Origin of the sequence: Exiguobacterium sp. H66 (assembly GCF_018618705.1) — a bacterium.
In the GTDB taxonomy this organism is placed as follows: domain Bacteria; phylum Bacillota; class Bacilli; order Exiguobacteriales; family Exiguobacteriaceae; genus Exiguobacterium_A; species Exiguobacterium_A oxidotolerans.
In genome coordinates, this window is record NZ_JACSMQ010000009.1 from 67,310 (window position 1) to 82,700 (window position 15,391).

The window sequence follows — 15,391 nt, forward strand, 5'->3', positions numbered from 1 at the left end:
TAGCAAAACTTTTATGAAGATAAAAGATTTTGTTTGGGAATGCAAATCTACCCCCGTCTCGTCTACGAAGCGGAACAGCATATAGGAAAAAAGTATCCTACTTTTCACGTAACACGTGTCGGAGTTCGCTGACGCCAAGGATCAGCATACAAAGCGAAAGTGGTATGAAGAATACTGAAAACGATAGTGTTGTTATGGCATCCAACAAAAATAAACTGAGCAGGATGATGGTCAAAATGGTCGTCAAGCTGACGAGCGAACTGCGGTTAGACATCGTTCTCCTCCTTTGAGTGATCGTTCATCCGCAAACGGACATACCGGATGATGGCTGGTACCGCAATCGAAATCGAAAAAGCGCTTACGAGCAACAAATCGGTCTGCCCGAAAAATAAATAATCGATGCCAATCAACAGGAATAATAAAATCTGGATGATCCGAAAACGGTGCCGTGTACTGCGGTGAATGATGTCCTGTTCTTTTGTTCGACTGGCGTGGTGAGTATTCTGACTCAGTAATTCAAAATAAAAATAACTGAGGACGCCGAGTTGGACGACCGAAAAGAAGGTAGCGCCTGTCTGTTCAAAGAAGATACTAAATAGGGTCATCCCGAACAGGAGTAAGTAGAGTGATAATACGATTCGTTTCGTACGTGTAGTCAAAGTAAGTCCTCCTGGAAGTCAGTCGATGCTACTCTGTTCTACGCAACGGCAAGGAAAATGTTTCAAGCTATGAATGCATACAAAAGGAACTTAAGAAACAATGAGGAGGAATCAGGATGAGTTACGGGATTTTTGGGAAAATTACGACGACGGCGGGACGGCAAGAAAAATTGGTGGAGCTTCTGCTGGAAGCAGCAGCTTCGCTCGAAGACGAGCCGTCATGTCTCCATTATATCGTCAGCGTATCAGAAGAAGCGGACACGGTCATCGTCCACGAAATTTGGACGAATCAAGCGTCGCACAAGGCGTCACTCGAGCTTCCGGCGACGCGGCGCCTGATTGAGCAGGCACGCCCGCTCATCAAGGGAATAGAGCGTTTGTTGACATTCGATCCGCAAGGCGGAAAAGGGTTATAAAGGGTAATTTTTGATGTTTTAGTCGAAAGTTTGTAAAAAATTAGAACTTTTTTTGCCGATTGACGTAGAGTATACATGAGGTGAGTATGATAGAAAAACGACGAAGAATTCAACGTATCCGTGAAGAAAAGGAACGCATCGCGTTCTTTCGCATTATTTTTGCTGTAATGTTTGGTTTTAGTATCTTTGCACTTCTTCAATATGAAACAGCAATATGGCCGAAAATCCTTGTCGGGGTCAGCTTCCTGGCACACGGATGCCTGCACTGGATTGAAGCGAAACGGGTCGGAGCATTATCAAACAGCCAACCGGCGCGCGACCTGATTCGACTCCGTTACGCGGTTGATTTTGCGTTAATCGGTCTGATTGCATGTTTCTTCCCGTTATTAATTTGGTTAGAATTGCCGCTTGTTCCAAGTTTCATCGGTTACTTTATCGGCCTGCTGCTTTTTTATCTGATTGATGTGTACCTGGAGCGGAAGGTGCAGACCCTTGATCCGCTGCAACCGACAAAAAAAGAATTACGCAGTAAAATACCTGAACTGAAAGCCAGATGACTTTAAGTAGGGGATGAACAAAATGGAAAAACAAACAAAAATTCTAATCATGCAGCAGGAAAGCAAGCGGAATTTTTTTAAACGATTGGCATTGGTAGGAGTCGTCGCGCTAAGTCTGTATGGCTTGGTTCAAACGGGAGCTGACGAATGGATTGTCCCACTGCTCGTCATCATCGTCCTCATCCATGGACTGTTACTGCTCGGCGAGGCAAGACGAATCAGTGCCCTATCAAGTATCAAAGCAGCACGGCGGCTGATTCGTTTCCGTTACGCGGTCGAGTTCGGTTTCGTTCCCGTTCCTTTATTGATTGCGCTTCAGGCATGGATCCCTGATTATTGGAGTATATCTGTTTTAATCGTTCTTCTGCTGGCTCTGCTGTTGATTGCCTTTTTGAAGCAATACCTGGAACTGCGCATCATGCGGACCGATCCGAGTCACCCGACGGACGACGATCTACGCAAGAAACCACGGATGGCAAACTAAAACAGTACTTCCACCCGTTGATTCGTCAGCGTGTGGAAGTACTGTTTTTTAGTTGAGTTCGATTTTAACGGTAGTCGGTTTTGCAAACGCGTCACTTGACGCGAACATGACGAAGACATTTTCCGTTTCCGGTACTTCGTAGACGAGATCGACCCTTGATTGATAGGAGCAAAGTACTGGTAACTGTTTTTCCAGGCTTTCTCATTCCGGTTGACGTAGTCGACCGTTTCGTAGACATGCCCATTCCCATCCTGAAGCGTGAACCGGTCCGGTTTATATTGACTGTAGGAGCCGAGTACATCTTCTGTAATATCCGGGTCATGTAAGAACAATGGGAGCGTGATGTAGCGTTTACCGGCTTGCTGAGTCAGTTTGAGTTCAGCCGGCGGGCGGTCTAACAGTTTCCCGACACGGAAGGTGGCATCCTTTAATTTCGGGTCACCGGGATACGTTTTGAGCAGCCCCTGATTCATCAGCTTTTCGATTTTTGCCGTTTCCCGTTTCGACGGTTGTGACGCGGTCGATTTTTTGGCGGTCAAATCGGCGAGCTTCGTCCCTGTCGTCGTTTCAGTTGATTGAGTTGTCGGCTCGGCCGCCGGTTGCTCGACTTCACTCGTCGTCGCAAAGAAGAATAGTCCGGCGACACCCGCGACAAGCGCGGTCCCGACTGTTCCGAGCGCGACTTTGAAGCGGCGTTCCGTCGCCTTGGCATTGACGGCGACGCTCCCGATGGCTGCATTCGGTGTGATTTTAACCGCGCGGTAGGCGGGTAATAAGGCACCGATGATCCCTGTCGTAATCGGAATCAACAGCGTCAGACTCAGGAATCCGAGCTCGGCTGTCGGGAATTGATTGTACATCTTGTAAATCAATCCGAGTGAGACGGCAAGACCGATCAATCCGGCAAACAGACCGGTCATGACCCCTTCAAGCAAGACGAGTTGACGAATCATCCCGTCACGCCAGCCGGTTGCTTTCAGCACGGCGAGCTGTGATTTCCGTTCGTTGACGTTCTGCCACATGATTTCCGTCGTCGTCAAGATGGCGATCAGCAGGGCGACCCCCATCGCGACATAATGCATCATGCCGACTTCAAGGGCAACGAATTCGCCGAGCCAGGACGCATACAAGACCCCCTTGAGCCGGAATGTGACGAACAGGAAGAAGATGAACAAACTGGTCGGTAAGGCGATTGCGACAAGCGATAGTAATGTCCGTTGCCAATACGTCGCCAATTGGTTGATGCTCATGCCAAGGACGGACTGCGAACGGACGAAACGACGTCCCCGTGAGACTTCTCCCGCCTGGATGCTTTCGTACGGTTGAATCTTCCGGATCAATAGCATCGGGACGAACGTGCCGCCCCAGTAAATCAACAGTCCGGCGAGACCGATCAGAACGATCCGGGCAAGGGCGATCGGATGATCCGTCGTCAGCCAAAACGTCCCGAGAATCACCCAGGCAATCAAGGCGACGAGTGAACCGAGTAACGTCGCTTCGAGGAACAGCATCTTCGACAGCTGGCGCGGGCGCCAGCCGAGGGCCAGTAAAATCGCAAATTCTTTTTTCCGGGCGTAAAGCAGGATGATATTCGAGCTGAAGACATAGACGAGTGCCACCAAAATGACGCTTGCGATGACCCCACTCATCCCGACTTTTGCTTCCTGGAAGATTGCCATTGAGGAACCGAGTTTAATCCAGGGCTGCTGGATCCAGCCGAGCGCCGGCTGGTCTTTAAGTCCGGGCAGATATGTCAACGCCAGTTGCGGTGACGAACCGAGCGTGACATCCGTGATCAGTCCGGTCTTGTCTTCGATTTCCTGCGCGACGGCCTGTAATTTTTTCTCGCTTTGTTCATTCATCGTATCGATGCCTTTGACATTGACCCGGATGACGGAGATGGCCTTTTTGCCGCGAATCTTGAAAGCAGCGTCAAGCGTCGTCAACATCGAAGGTGGTTTTGTCATGAAATCGTACGGATCGTTTGTTGGTTTGACGTCACGCGGCGGGTTGACCGGTGTCTCATTTTTATCCATGACCCACTGTGCCTTCGCCGGGAAATAGGTTTCCATCGGCAGTTCCGTAAGCGGATCTTTCGATAAATTCAATTTCTTCGGATCAAACACCCCGATGTAATAGGGATTGATCCGCGGCCAGTCATCACTCGACGTCCCGAACTCGCGTGCTGCCCGGTACATGCTGCGTTTCGCAAGCAGGGAATCGGGGTTGATCAGCTTCGGTTCGACCTGATAGGTGAACGGCCACCGGGACGGATAGGGACTCTTGACGGATTGATAGCTGATTGGTGAAGGCTTGAGAATCAGCCATTCCGAGTAGCCGCTGTATTTTTCAGGTAATGAATTGTTCAAAATATCATGAATGAATTGTTTTTGGACTTGCGCCGTCGTAATTTTATACGTCTGTGCCTTTTCATCGACGGTAGGGAGCTTGTCTAAGTATGTTTTGCCGCCCTTTTTCGTGACCTCTTGAATCGTCGGTACCATCGAGTCATCAATCAGCGGTAAATCAAGTTTTTCATATTTATAGGTCCGGGACGCATCGATGTAATCTCGTTCGTTCATTAAAACCGGAATCATATCGACGTTCTCGAGCGCCGTCACGACGTCTTCATCCGTGAAATAACGGCTGTGGTCCGACTTTTTCGTCGCTTGATCAAGCCCGACGAGGCGTGCTTCCGCTTCCGGATCAATCCCGGCAATCATCGTATCACTGCCATACTCGTCGAGTGGTTGTTTTCCGAGACCGACCGGTGAGACGCCGGATTGTCTTGTATCGCCGCTCGCATCCCAGCCGGCGGCTAAATAACGGACCGTCGTCGACTTGTCGACCTGCAGGCCGGTATTTTGATAATCGGTGATCGTCAGCTTATAGAAGCCGGGGTCATCAAAGGTATGCGTCCCGACGGATGAGCGTGTCGAGTTATTTCCGATCATCGCGATCGGCGCTGCGACTTCGACGTCCGTGATGTCTTTAATCGTCTTGTATTGTTTCATCGTGATGCCGCCGTCGAGACCGCTCATATAATTCGGCTCGAGTAAATGTAAGTCTTCCGTCACGCTCCGGCTTCCCGGCGGCCGGACGACGATATCATATGACGAGTTCCAGCGTTTTTGCAGTTCGTCAACGACGGTCCCATTGTTCGCTTGAGTCGTCCCGATTAAATAGCTGAGTCCTGTACTGACAATCAGTACACCGACGAGTAACAGGATGAACCGCTCCTTGTTTCGCCACCATGAGTTCCAAATGAAGGACATCATAGGCGTCCACCTCCTTTTACGTGTAACGACATGAAAGACGGCCCATTCCGAATCGGAACCGGCCGTCGTTTTAACCGATCAGGGTAGAAAAGATCAGCATGTTAATCGATGCTGATTTTGACGGTATACGTCTTCGGGAAAGCATCGCTTGACGCAAACATAACAAACGTATTAGCATTTTTCGGGACGTGGTAGACGACATCCATCACGAGACGGTTCGGAGCGATGTATTGATGTTCGTACTTCCAGGCTTTTTTGTTATGGCTGATGTAGTCGACCGGAGCATAGTCATGTCCGTGCCCGTCATTGATCGAAAAAGCATTCGGACGATAGACGCTATAGCCGTCTGACGTGCCTTCTTTATCGTGCAGGATGAGCGGGACGGTGATGTAGCGGTATCCGTCTTTTTCTTTCAGCTTTAATTCTTTTGGGGCAGATAAGACAATCGGGTCCACGCGGAAAGTATTTTTCTTTAAGGCCGGATCTCCCGGATACGTCTGGACCATTCCGGCACTCATTAATTTTTGGATTGACGGGGTACTTGACACGCGGGAAGTGGTGACTTTCGTGACAGTAGTGTCAGTCGCCGCGACATCCGATACCGTTTCGTCCTGCGTATTGAATCCATCTGTATTCGTAAAAGCAAAGACAGCTCCTCCGGCAAGGACGGTGATTGTAGCGAGTGAAAGCAAGCGTTTTTGAGTCGTCATCATGGAAACACTCCTTCTCCTGTTTAATTTGGGAATAATTATCAGAATACTCAGTCTAAATATACTGTTTATTATTTCCAAATGCAACTCTTCTTCGTGTAAGATGGGAATGAGAAAATGGAAATAAGCATTCGACGGGCTGGATTACGTCCGGTACCTGATTATCAACATGTTGAAAAGAAGAAACAAAAAATGATGTGGAACCGAAATGTTTTTTGTATATAATGTAAAAAAGAAACGGGGGATGCTTGATGACAACTGAACAATTTTACAAGATGTTACCAACACTTGAAACGGACCGTCTGCTGTTACGGCCGATGCGCCAAGAGGACGTAGACGATTTATTCGCCTATACCCAGGACGAGGAGACGGCGCGTTACGTGACGTGGAATGCAAATCAAACGGTGGAACAGGCAGAGCAATTCCTGACTTACGTCCTGTCAAACTACGAACAGGGGAAACAGGCACCGTGGGCAATTGAATGGAAGGCGACGGGACAGATGATCGGCACGATTGATTTCATTCATCTGTTGCTTGATGAAAACAAACAGGCCGAGCTCGGGTACGCGTTATCGCGGCAATTCTGGGGCAAAGGCATCGTCACAGAAGCCGTGGAACGGGTGCTGGCCTTCGGTTTTGAGGTGTTACAACTGGAACGGATTCAGGCACGGTGCATGGAACCGAACGTCGGTTCAGCACGGGTGATGGAAAAGGTCGGGATGACGTACGAAGGCACGTTACGCCGTTTGATTTTCGTCAAAGGGACGTTTCATGATGTCAAGATGTACTCCATTTTACGGGAGGAGTACGTGACGCAACGTCAGGCAGCGGAACAGAACGAAAAACAACATCAATGAGCGAATGAAGCCCCCGACCACTTTGAGCGGTCGAGGGCTTTTTGATTATGTTCTGTTTTCAATCAACGAATCGATGACGGTAACCGTGTTCGTGACCGTATCGAGAATCCGTGTCCGTCGATCGTCTTTTGACAGGAAAATCGCTTCGCCGGTCGCGTCATACGCAAACGCCGTCGGAATCGAAAAGCCGCAGTTGCGGTAAGACCCGTCGGCATGACTCGTCCCGATCACGATGGCGGATTGCTGGCGGCTGATGCGTGCTGCTTCGCCTGACCACTCGGCATATTGTTCCGGACTGAACATTCCGACGCCGATCGGATTGAAAATTAACTCAACGGTATCGTTTTTCAGCCCGTCCAGTCCTAAGAAGATTTCGCGACAAAGCAGGTACCCGTACCGTTGTCCATCATCGTCGACGGTCGACGGTTGATAGAGCGGACCAGCTTCCGGCGTTTTTGCCCGGTCGAGGACGACTTCCCCGTGTTCGTTAATGATCAAGGCCCGGTCCAACCGATCGGCGTCCCGGTACCCGGTGACGATCATCGTCGTGTACTGTTTTGCAAGTTGACAGAGCGTCGCGAGATCGGTCTGCCGGCAGTAGCCTTCCGGATACAACACGATGTCAATGTCAGGGTAGGCGGTAATGTCTCGTCGTAACTGTTGTAAGTCTGTTTCTTGTTTCGGTTGTCCAATCAAAATGTGCATGTGGCATTCGCTCCGTTCGTATTATGTCATTGATTATGTAGATGGGTTTAAGTTTAGCATAATTTGTCAATCTCAAAAGGAGAACGTCACGCCGTCTGATTTAGGAAATGTGTTTCGCCGGCAAATCTTCATTAAAATATAGTTGTTTACCCGGCAGGAGGACAGCGATGCTTTGAAGGAGACTCAGCCCGACCAACAGACAGGCCGCCGCCAAAACGGTGAAGCGGAGCGGGAACAGGTCACCCGTAAAACCAACCAATAAAATCAACACGATGTGGAGCATGCTTTGCCCAAGTCCATAAAGGCTCGTTACCCGTCCCATCAATTCATCGGGCACATTGTTTTGATAAAACGTCATAAAGCCGGTCCCGGAAAAGGCATTAAAAAAGCCGAGCAAGATGAAACCGGTCGCGACGAGTAAAAAAGAGGTGGCCGTCGCATAGATCAAGTAACCGATTGCGACGAACAGGTATCCGCTGACGAGCAACGTTTTGAGCGACAGGCGACGCGAGAAGCGGGCGACGGTCAGTCCGCCGAGCACGGAACCGATGCCCGTCAAGCTGATCAATAGTCCATAATCGGTTACCGATAGTCCGACGACGGTCTGCAGAAAAACGACTTCCTGTGCGTCCATCGCAAGCGCGAGGCTCATCGTCAACAATCCGATGACGTAAATCACGATGATAAACCGGTTCGACCGACTAAATCGGGCGACGGTGCGCCAGTCCGCTACGACGTCGGTGAATCGTAATTTCTCGACAGTGGGTGGACGGGGAACGGAGGGCAGGAAAGCTAGTAGAACCCCGGAAACGACAAACGAGCCGGCATTGATCCAAATCGCGACATCGGTGGTCGCGACGAGTAACAGCAGACCGGCTAACGCCGGACCAATCAAAAAGGCACTCGACGTGATGAGACCCCGATAGGCATTAAACGTTTTCCGACCGGTGTCCGGCACGAGTTGTGTCAGGTAGGTCGTCGCAGCAGGTTCAAAAAATGCTTTGACAAGGGCGAGGGCGAACAGCGTCAGGTAAATCAACGGCAGTGTCGACAGGAAAGGAATCAGTGCGACGAGCAACGCCCGGATGAAGTCCGTCCCGATTAACCACCTGCGTACATCGACCCGGTCAATCAGACTGCCGGCCCAAAATTTCGTGAACAGTGCAGCAAACGGACCGATGATCCAGAGTCCGGCGACTGCGGTGGTGGAGCCGGTCAATTGATAGAGGTAGACATTGATTGCGACGAGGTAAATGAAGTCGCCGAATTGCGAAATGCCGAATGAAGCCAGGAGCGTCGTAGTACGAGACAAGGGGGATCCACCCGCTTTCTTTATACATATATTACCAATAGTATATCGGATGATTGTGGGGTTCACAATGCCTGAACCGTGCAGGTTGTTTGTACCGATTTGTCGTATTACTTAAGTAACAAATAAGCTTGAGGAGGGGTACGATGAGAGCCGTCATTTGTACTGCATATGGTCCGCCCGATGTACTGAAGCTGCGAGAAGTAAAACAGCCTGTCCCGAAAGCATCTGAGTTGCTGATAAAAGTCCATGCCTCCGCCGTGCATTCAGGTGATCGTCGTCTGCGGGCACTCGATGTACCGGCAGCAGGAAAACTTCCAATGCGTGTCGTCATCGGGTTTAAAGCACCGAGACAGCCAATTTTAGGGGTTGTCTTAGCCGGCGAAGTCGTCGCGACAGGCAATCGTGTCCAGGATTTTAAAGTCGGCGACCGTGTCTATGCCCTGACCGGGATGCGCTTTGGTGGTTACGCTGAGTATGCCTGTTTCAAGGAAACGAGCTGTGTCGGGCAGATGCCGCGCAGTGCAAGCTTCACGGAAGCAGCCAGTCTTCCGTTTGGCGGAACGACCGTCCTCCACTTTTTCCGGAAGCTGAACCTTAAGCAGGCGAAAACGATCTTGATTTACGGAGCCTCGGGCGCCGTCGGTTCGCTTGCTGTCCAAATCGCCAAACAATACGGACTTCATGTGACGGCGGTCTGCAGCGGACGGCACGTTGAGTTGGTGGAAGGTCTTGGCGCGGATGGTGTCGTCGACTATACAGCAGAAGGATATGATGCGCACCTGACGACGTATGACGCAGTATTTGACGCGTCCGGAAAAATTGACAAACGAACGGTACGTAAGCACGTCGGAGCGAAAGGGGCGTTTCGTTCAGTCGCCGGACAAGGCGTCGCGCGGGCGCTGAAAAAAGATTTGCTACTACTGAATGAGTGGTTTGAAACTGGGAAGATCAAAGCAGTCATCGATACGGTTTATTCGCTCGAAGAGATCGTCGCTGCCCATCGTTACGTCGATTCCGGGCGGAAATACGGCAATGTCATCGTGTCGGTCGTGGAGGATTCCGGTAAAACGGATTAGATGCCACATCGTCATGACGGATACCGTCGGACTGACGCAAAAAACAAAGTAGAACAAAAAACACCTTTGCCTGCAGCGTTTCAAAGGTGTTTTTTGTCTGCGTGGAACGTCATTTCAAGACGTCATACGTCGCCATGATGAACTGACCGGACGGACGATAGCCGGTCAGCCGGAACCGTGTCTCAAGCGTCCCTTCCGGAAACAGTGGAATCCCGCTGCCGAGGACGACCGGCGCGATCGCCAGTTCGAGCTGATCAATCAATTGTAACCGTAAGGCTTCTTGAATCAACTCGCCGCCGCCGACGAGCCAAATCTTGCCGTTGATGGTCGGACTAATCCGGTCAATCAACACATCGAGTGGCTCATTCGTGTAGGTCGCGTATTCGGACTGTTGATCGTTCTGCCGGGTCAACACGTAGTTCTCGAGTCCACTGTACGGGTAGTCCTCACTGAGGACCAAGACTTCGTCAAATGTTTTTCGGCCCATGATGACGGCATCGACGTCTTCCATGAACGCCGCGTACCCATTATCACCGTCCCCTTCGACAGCGAACAGCCAATCGAGCGAGTCATTTGATCGGGCAATCTTTCCATCGAGACTACAGGCGATATATAAAACGGTTTTAGTCATCAATAACTCCTCCTTTTGTTCGAGCTATCTCTAGTCTACGCTATAATTATGACAAAAGATGTCGTAATTAGAGAGGGGATTTTGTATGAAAGGTCGCCATTTGAAACTGATGCGTCTGCTTAATCGGCAACAGCTATTGACGGCGCGGGAGCTCGCTGAAGCGTGCGGCGTCTCGTTACGGACGATTCAACGGGACGTACTCGAACTTGAAGCAAACGGATATCCGATTTACAGCGAGCGGGGAGCAGAGGGCGGATACCGGGTCCTGCCGAACCGTTTGCTGCCGCCACTTGCCTTACGGGAACAGGAAGCGATCACTTTGTTTTTAATGCTCGACTGGGTCGGTCGAATTCCCGATCTGCCGTTCGGTCCGTTACGGGGGAATCTTGCTGAATGGTATCTCCATGAACTGCCGGCGGATCTTGAAGCGAAGATGGACCGCCTGAAAGGACGGGTCCGTTTTGCTCGACCCGATACGCCGCCGTCTCCGTTGACGCGAGACGTGTTGGGTTTGATGGAAGCGGAAGTCAAAGGTGAAATCACTTACCGGACGACAAGCGGTCGCCGGACGATTTTGATTGATCCAATCGGTTTGACGTTTGAACGCAATCGCTGGTATCTGCTCGCCCAGACCGAACGTGGACTGCGGCAGTACCGGATCGACCGGATGGAGCAGGTCTTACCGACGACCATTTCGTCCGAACGGCTGACATTCGAGGAAGCAGAACATCAGGGGAAATCAGGTGAACAGGTGACGATCCGACTGGAAGTGACGTCACTCGGGGAACGGTTGCTTGAAGGGATTTTACCGCTTAACGCACAACGGACATGGTCTGTTCCGGTGGCGGAGTTACCGTTTCTCGGACGGCAGTTGTTTGGACTGGGCGAAAACGTTAAGGTTCTTGAACCGTTACTACTTCGGGAAGATATTCAAAAGCAGGCGAGAGCGTTGCTCGCGTCCTATGATGCTTGAAAAAGGGGTGATTCTCCTATGCCAGTAAGAAATTATGGTACGATAAAACTAGAGAAAAGTGAAAGAATGGAAGTGGTTTTCTATGGAAACGTTATCATTGATTTTATTGTTACTGGCCTTAATTTTATTGACGAACGTCATCGGACATTATATCCGTTTCATTCCGACGGCCTTGATTCAAATCATCGTCGGGACGCTTGTTGCCTTATCGATTAAGGAACTGTCGATTGAAGTCGAATCGGAATGGTTTTTACTGTTGTTCATCGCCCCGTTGCTGTACAACGACAGCTCGCATTTTCCGCGGGAACAACTGTGGAAGATGCGCGGGGCAATCCTCGGAAACGCCATCGTGCTCGTCTTATTGACGACCGTGATTGGCGGATATTTCATCCACTGGATGCTGCCGGTCGTGCCGCTCGCTGCCGCGTTTGCGTTAGCCGCGATTTTATCCCCGACTGACCCGGTCGCGGTCAACGGGATTGCGAAACGTGTCCGGCTCCCGGAACAAATTCTCAATCTCGTCCGGGGAGAATCATTGATTAATGACGCATCGGGGCTTGTCGCGTTCAGTTACGCCGTCACCGCCGTCGTAACCGGCTATTTTTCATTACAGGAAGCTTCATTTGAATTCATTTATATGTTCGCCGTCGGTGCCGTCGTCGGTCTGGTCATCATCGTCTTGATGAACTGGCTGAAAATCCGGCTCCGCCGGGCGGGAATCGATGACGTCGTCTTTTATGCGCTCCTGCAAATCTTGACGCCGTTCATCATCTTTTTCATCGCGGAAGAACTGCTCCATGCGTCGGGCGTCATCGCCGTCGTCGCGGGTGGTTTACTTCATGCCCTGATCAAGGAGCGGACGGAGACGTTCTTTGCTCACGAACAGGTTTTGACGGATAACATTTGGACGATGATCGCCTACATCTTGAACGGGGTCATTTTCTTATTGCTCGGTTTGACGTTGCCCGGGGCGACGCAAGCCATCTTCATTGATGACGCCATCAACAATTGGCGGTTACTCGGTTACGTCAGCTTAATCGGTCTCGTCATCTTAGGCATCCGGTTGATCTGGACGCTGTTCTTCAACTGGTTTGACTATCGGTTCCTCCGAAAAGAGGACGAACGGCCGCCTTCATTCAAGCGGAACATGATTACGACGCTCGTCGGCGTACGCGGGACGATCACGATGGTCGGTGTGTTATCGCTGCCGTTTTTGACGGACGCCGGGATTGCGTTCCCGGAACGGTCGTTGATCATCTTCCTCGCGGCGGGCGTTATCATCTTTACGTTAGTGCTTGCGACGATTGCCTTACCGCTGTTGAGTCCAAAAGGCTCGGTCAGCCAAACGGATCTTGACTTGAATGCCCAAAAACAACGGATGATGTTACGGGCGATTCAGGAAGTCAAACAGGCGACGAATTCGGATAATTCCCCGGTCGCATTTGACCTGCTGAACGAATACCATGTCATGTTGCGGTTGTTACGTGCAGAAGAGAAGAGTGAACAGGAGCTCAAGGTTTACAACGAACAGTTGAAGGAACTGCGCCTTGAAGCCGTCGCGTGGGAAACGGAATTCGTCAAAGCGTTCTTTAAGAATCATGACGTGCCGGATTTACTGAAAAAAGAAACGGTTGCCTCGATCGAACACCGGCGCCGGGCGATTCATTCGGAATCGACGGTCCGGCTCTATCAGCCGTTACGGAAGCTGATGCGAAAACGCAAACGGTTCACCTTGTCGCCGGATGAGCTGATCCGTCTGACGGAGATGGAGCATGCCCTCTATGAAAATGTCATCGGCGATATCATCGACCGGCTCGAGACGTGCCGCGACAAGTATCCGACGGAAGTCGTCCAAAGCGTCAAAGGACATTACTTCCGCCTCCGCGGCAAACATACGCAGTGGGCGTCACCGGTTGGCAGTAAGGGAGACGTCGAACAGCAAAAAGAAGAACTGTGCTTACGGGCGATTGAAGTCCAGCGGCAAGAAATTGCCGAAATGTCGAAGGAAGGGGACCTTTCTTCGGAAAAAGAAAAAGAATTACGCCGCTTCATCCACTACATCGAAAGCGTCGTGCTCTATGAATATGTCGATTAATTAAAAAAGTCCCGCCTCTGATGGTTCAGAAGCGGGACTTTTGTGATTTAGCCGAGTGACAAGTATTTGACTTCGAGGTAATCCTCGATGCCGTAGACGCCGCCTTCACGGCCGAGTCCACTTTCTTTGTAGCCGCCGAATGGTGCTTGGGCAGCAGACGGTGCGCCGTCGTTCAAGCCGACGATGCCGTACTCGAGTTTTTTACCGAGCAGGAGCGCTTCGTCGATTCGTTCAGAAAACGCATACGCCGCAAGACCATAAGGTGTGTTGTTCGCCCGTTCGATGACTTCGTCAAGTGTCTCGAAGACCGAGATCGGTGCGAGCGGACCAAACGTTTCTTCCTGCATACAAATCATGTCTTCCGTGACGTTCGCGAGAACTGTCGGTGTGACGAAGTAACCGACCGAGTCGTCGATTGTACCGCCTGTTAAGATCGTTGCGCCTTTCGCAACCGCGTCGTCGATGTGTGCTTTGACTTTCTCGACGGCTTTTGCGTTAATCAAGGGTCCGATTGTTGAATCAGCGTCAAGACCGTTCCCGACTTTTAGTTTGTTCACTTCCGCGACGAACTTCTCCGTGAACGCGTCGAGCACAGAGGCTTGGACGTAAAAACGGTTCGTTGCGACGCAGGCCTGACCGCCGTTGCGGAATTTCGAGCGGATTGCTTGTGTCACGGCTTTGTCGATATCCGCGTTTTCCGTGACGATGAACGGTGCATGACCCCCGAGTTCAAGTGATAGTTTTTTCATCGTATCGGCTGCCTGACGCATGATCAATTTACCGACGGCAGTAGAGCCGGTGAACGTGATTTTGCGAACACGGCGTTCGGCTTGCCAGACACCGCTGATTGTTGCGGCGTCACCTGTCAAGACGTTGATGACACCTGCCGGGATGCCTGCTTCTTCAGCAAGTTCGACGAGGCGAAGGGCTGTGAAAGGTGTTTCTTCCGACGGTTTTAAGACGACCGTACAACCGGCTGCAAGAGCCGGGGCGAGTTTTCGTGTGATCATCGCAGCTGGGAAGTTCCACGGTGTGATCGCGGCGACGACGCCGACCGGTTCTTTTTCGACGAACAGGCGTTTCCCCGGAACCGATGCCGGAATCGTTTCTCCGTAAATCCGGCGTGCTTCTTCTGCATACCAGCGGACATATTGATTGCCGTAATCGACTTCACCGAGTGCTTCGACAAACGGTTTTCCTTGTTCGCGTGTCATGATGTCAGCGACTTCGTCCCGGTGTTCATTGATCAAGCGGTACCAGGCATCGATTTTATCGGCACGCGCATCCGCCGTTAGGCTAGACCAGGTGACGAAGGCATCGCTCGCTGCGTCGACTGCCCGCAACGCGTCATCTGCCGAACTGCTTGGGACGTGCCCGAGTAATTCTTTTGTTGCCGGGTTAAAGACCGGAATCGTTTGTTCTGTTTCGTACCATTGTCCGTTCACTACATTTTTTTCAATCATGTGTTGCACCTCCATGTGTTTTCATTACGTCCCTAATTAAACACCCGGAAAGTGCATTTGTGTACTTCCGCTTTGGAGGGGGGACATAACGGAATGGAATGACCGGTCAAACTAGTTAATCGACTGAATAATTAGGGAAGGATATGATTAAGATGGGGGATCAGAATTTCAAAAA

The 15,391-nt window shown here is 50.9% G+C and carries 15 protein-coding genes; 7 read left to right on the forward strand and 8 right to left on the reverse strand.

All coding sequences use genetic code 11. The features are described from left to right. Positions 1–97 precede the first annotated feature (97 nt). Positions 98–274 carry a hypothetical protein gene (locus KNP88_RS13600; protein WP_214894259.1) on the reverse strand — a complete coding sequence of 59 codons (177 nt, stop codon included), beginning with the start codon at positions 272–274 and terminating at the stop codon, positions 98–100. Beyond that, positions 267–659, reverse strand: a complete 393-nt coding sequence (locus tag KNP88_RS13605) for a hypothetical protein (protein WP_214894261.1) — start codon at positions 657–659, stop codon at positions 267–269. The genes KNP88_RS13600 and KNP88_RS13605 overlap by 8 nt, the downstream gene beginning before the upstream one ends. Positions 660–775: 116 nt before the next feature. Here KNP88_RS13605 and KNP88_RS13610 point away from each other — a divergent pair, with 116 nt between their 5' ends. The 3 genes from KNP88_RS13610 to KNP88_RS13620 all read left to right on the forward strand — a co-directional run bounded on the left by KNP88_RS13610 (position 776) and on the right by KNP88_RS13620 (position 2,116). Next, complete coding sequence (locus KNP88_RS13610) at positions 776–1,075, forward strand: putative quinol monooxygenase (protein ID WP_214894263.1); 300 nt, start codon at positions 776–778, stop codon at positions 1,073–1,075. 86 nt (positions 1,076–1,161) lie between these two features. Further along, entirely contained in the window at positions 1,162–1,632 is a 471-nt protein-coding gene (locus KNP88_RS13615) for a hypothetical protein (protein WP_214894265.1), read from the forward strand. 22 nt (positions 1,633–1,654) lie between these two features. Then, positions 1,655–2,116, forward strand: a complete 462-nt coding sequence (locus KNP88_RS13620; RefSeq protein WP_214894267.1) for a hypothetical protein — start codon at positions 1,655–1,657, stop codon at positions 2,114–2,116. Here the strand turns inward: KNP88_RS13620 and KNP88_RS13625 are convergent. Next, positions 2,113–5,394, reverse strand: a complete 3,282-nt coding sequence (locus KNP88_RS13625; protein ID WP_251137239.1) for an ABC transporter permease — start codon at positions 5,392–5,394, stop codon at positions 2,113–2,115. The genes KNP88_RS13620 and KNP88_RS13625 overlap by 4 nt on opposite strands. Positions 5,395–5,495: 101 nt before the next feature. Then, positions 5,496–6,107 (reverse strand): hypothetical protein, encoded by a 612-nt coding sequence (locus KNP88_RS13630; RefSeq protein WP_214894269.1) that lies wholly within the window; start codon positions 6,105–6,107, stop codon positions 5,496–5,498. A 248-nt stretch (positions 6,108–6,355) separates the two neighbouring features. Between KNP88_RS13630 and KNP88_RS13635 the strand changes: the two genes are divergently transcribed. After that, positions 6,356–6,961, forward strand: a complete 606-nt coding sequence (locus tag KNP88_RS13635; protein ID WP_214894271.1) for a GNAT family N-acetyltransferase — start codon at positions 6,356–6,358, stop codon at positions 6,959–6,961. A 45-nt stretch (positions 6,962–7,006) separates the two neighbouring features. Here KNP88_RS13635 and KNP88_RS13640 read toward each other — a convergent pair whose 3' ends face one another. Together KNP88_RS13640 and KNP88_RS13645 are read right to left on the reverse strand one after the other, a co-directional pair. Continuing rightward, a complete protein-coding gene (locus tag KNP88_RS13640) occupies positions 7,007–7,666 on the reverse strand; it encodes a hypothetical protein (protein WP_214769300.1) in 660 nt (219 codons plus the stop codon). A gap of 100 nt (positions 7,667–7,766) precedes the next feature. Beyond that, the gene (locus KNP88_RS13645) at positions 7,767–8,978 is read right to left on the reverse strand and encodes an MFS transporter (RefSeq protein ID WP_214894273.1); all 1,212 of its coding nucleotides are present in this window, start codon (positions 8,976–8,978) and stop codon (positions 7,767–7,769) included. Positions 8,979–9,121: 143 nt separating this feature from the next. Here KNP88_RS13645 and KNP88_RS13650 point away from each other — a divergent pair, with 143 nt between their 5' ends. Then, positions 9,122–10,054, forward strand: coding sequence for an NAD(P)-dependent alcohol dehydrogenase (locus tag KNP88_RS13650; RefSeq protein WP_214894275.1), 933 nt, complete (start codon positions 9,122–9,124; stop codon positions 10,052–10,054). A 109-nt stretch (positions 10,055–10,163) separates the two neighbouring features. On the opposite strand, the gene KNP88_RS13655 is transcribed toward KNP88_RS13650, so the two are convergent. Further along, on the reverse strand, positions 10,164–10,685 hold the full coding sequence (locus tag KNP88_RS13655; protein WP_214894277.1) for a dihydrofolate reductase family protein: 522 nt from the start codon (positions 10,683–10,685) through the stop codon (positions 10,164–10,166). Positions 10,686–10,770: 85 nt separating this feature from the next. Here KNP88_RS13655 and KNP88_RS13660 point away from each other — a divergent pair, with 85 nt between their 5' ends. Together KNP88_RS13660 and KNP88_RS13665 are read left to right on the forward strand one after the other, a co-directional pair. Further along, on the forward strand, positions 10,771–11,658 hold the full coding sequence (locus tag KNP88_RS13660) for a helix-turn-helix transcriptional regulator (RefSeq protein ID WP_214894279.1): 888 nt from the start codon (positions 10,771–10,773) through the stop codon (positions 11,656–11,658). 82 nt (positions 11,659–11,740) lie between these two features. Further along, the gene (locus KNP88_RS13665) at positions 11,741–13,753 is read left to right on the forward strand and encodes a Na+/H+ antiporter (RefSeq protein ID WP_214894280.1); all 2,013 of its coding nucleotides are present in this window, start codon (positions 11,741–11,743) and stop codon (positions 13,751–13,753) included. A gap of 47 nt (positions 13,754–13,800) precedes the next feature. Here the strand turns inward: KNP88_RS13665 and KNP88_RS13670 are convergent, their stop codons facing one another. Continuing rightward, the gene (locus KNP88_RS13670) at positions 13,801–15,216 is read right to left on the reverse strand and encodes an NAD-dependent succinate-semialdehyde dehydrogenase (protein WP_029329917.1); all 1,416 of its coding nucleotides are present in this window, start codon (positions 15,214–15,216) and stop codon (positions 13,801–13,803) included. Positions 15,217–15,391 lie beyond the last annotated feature (175 nt).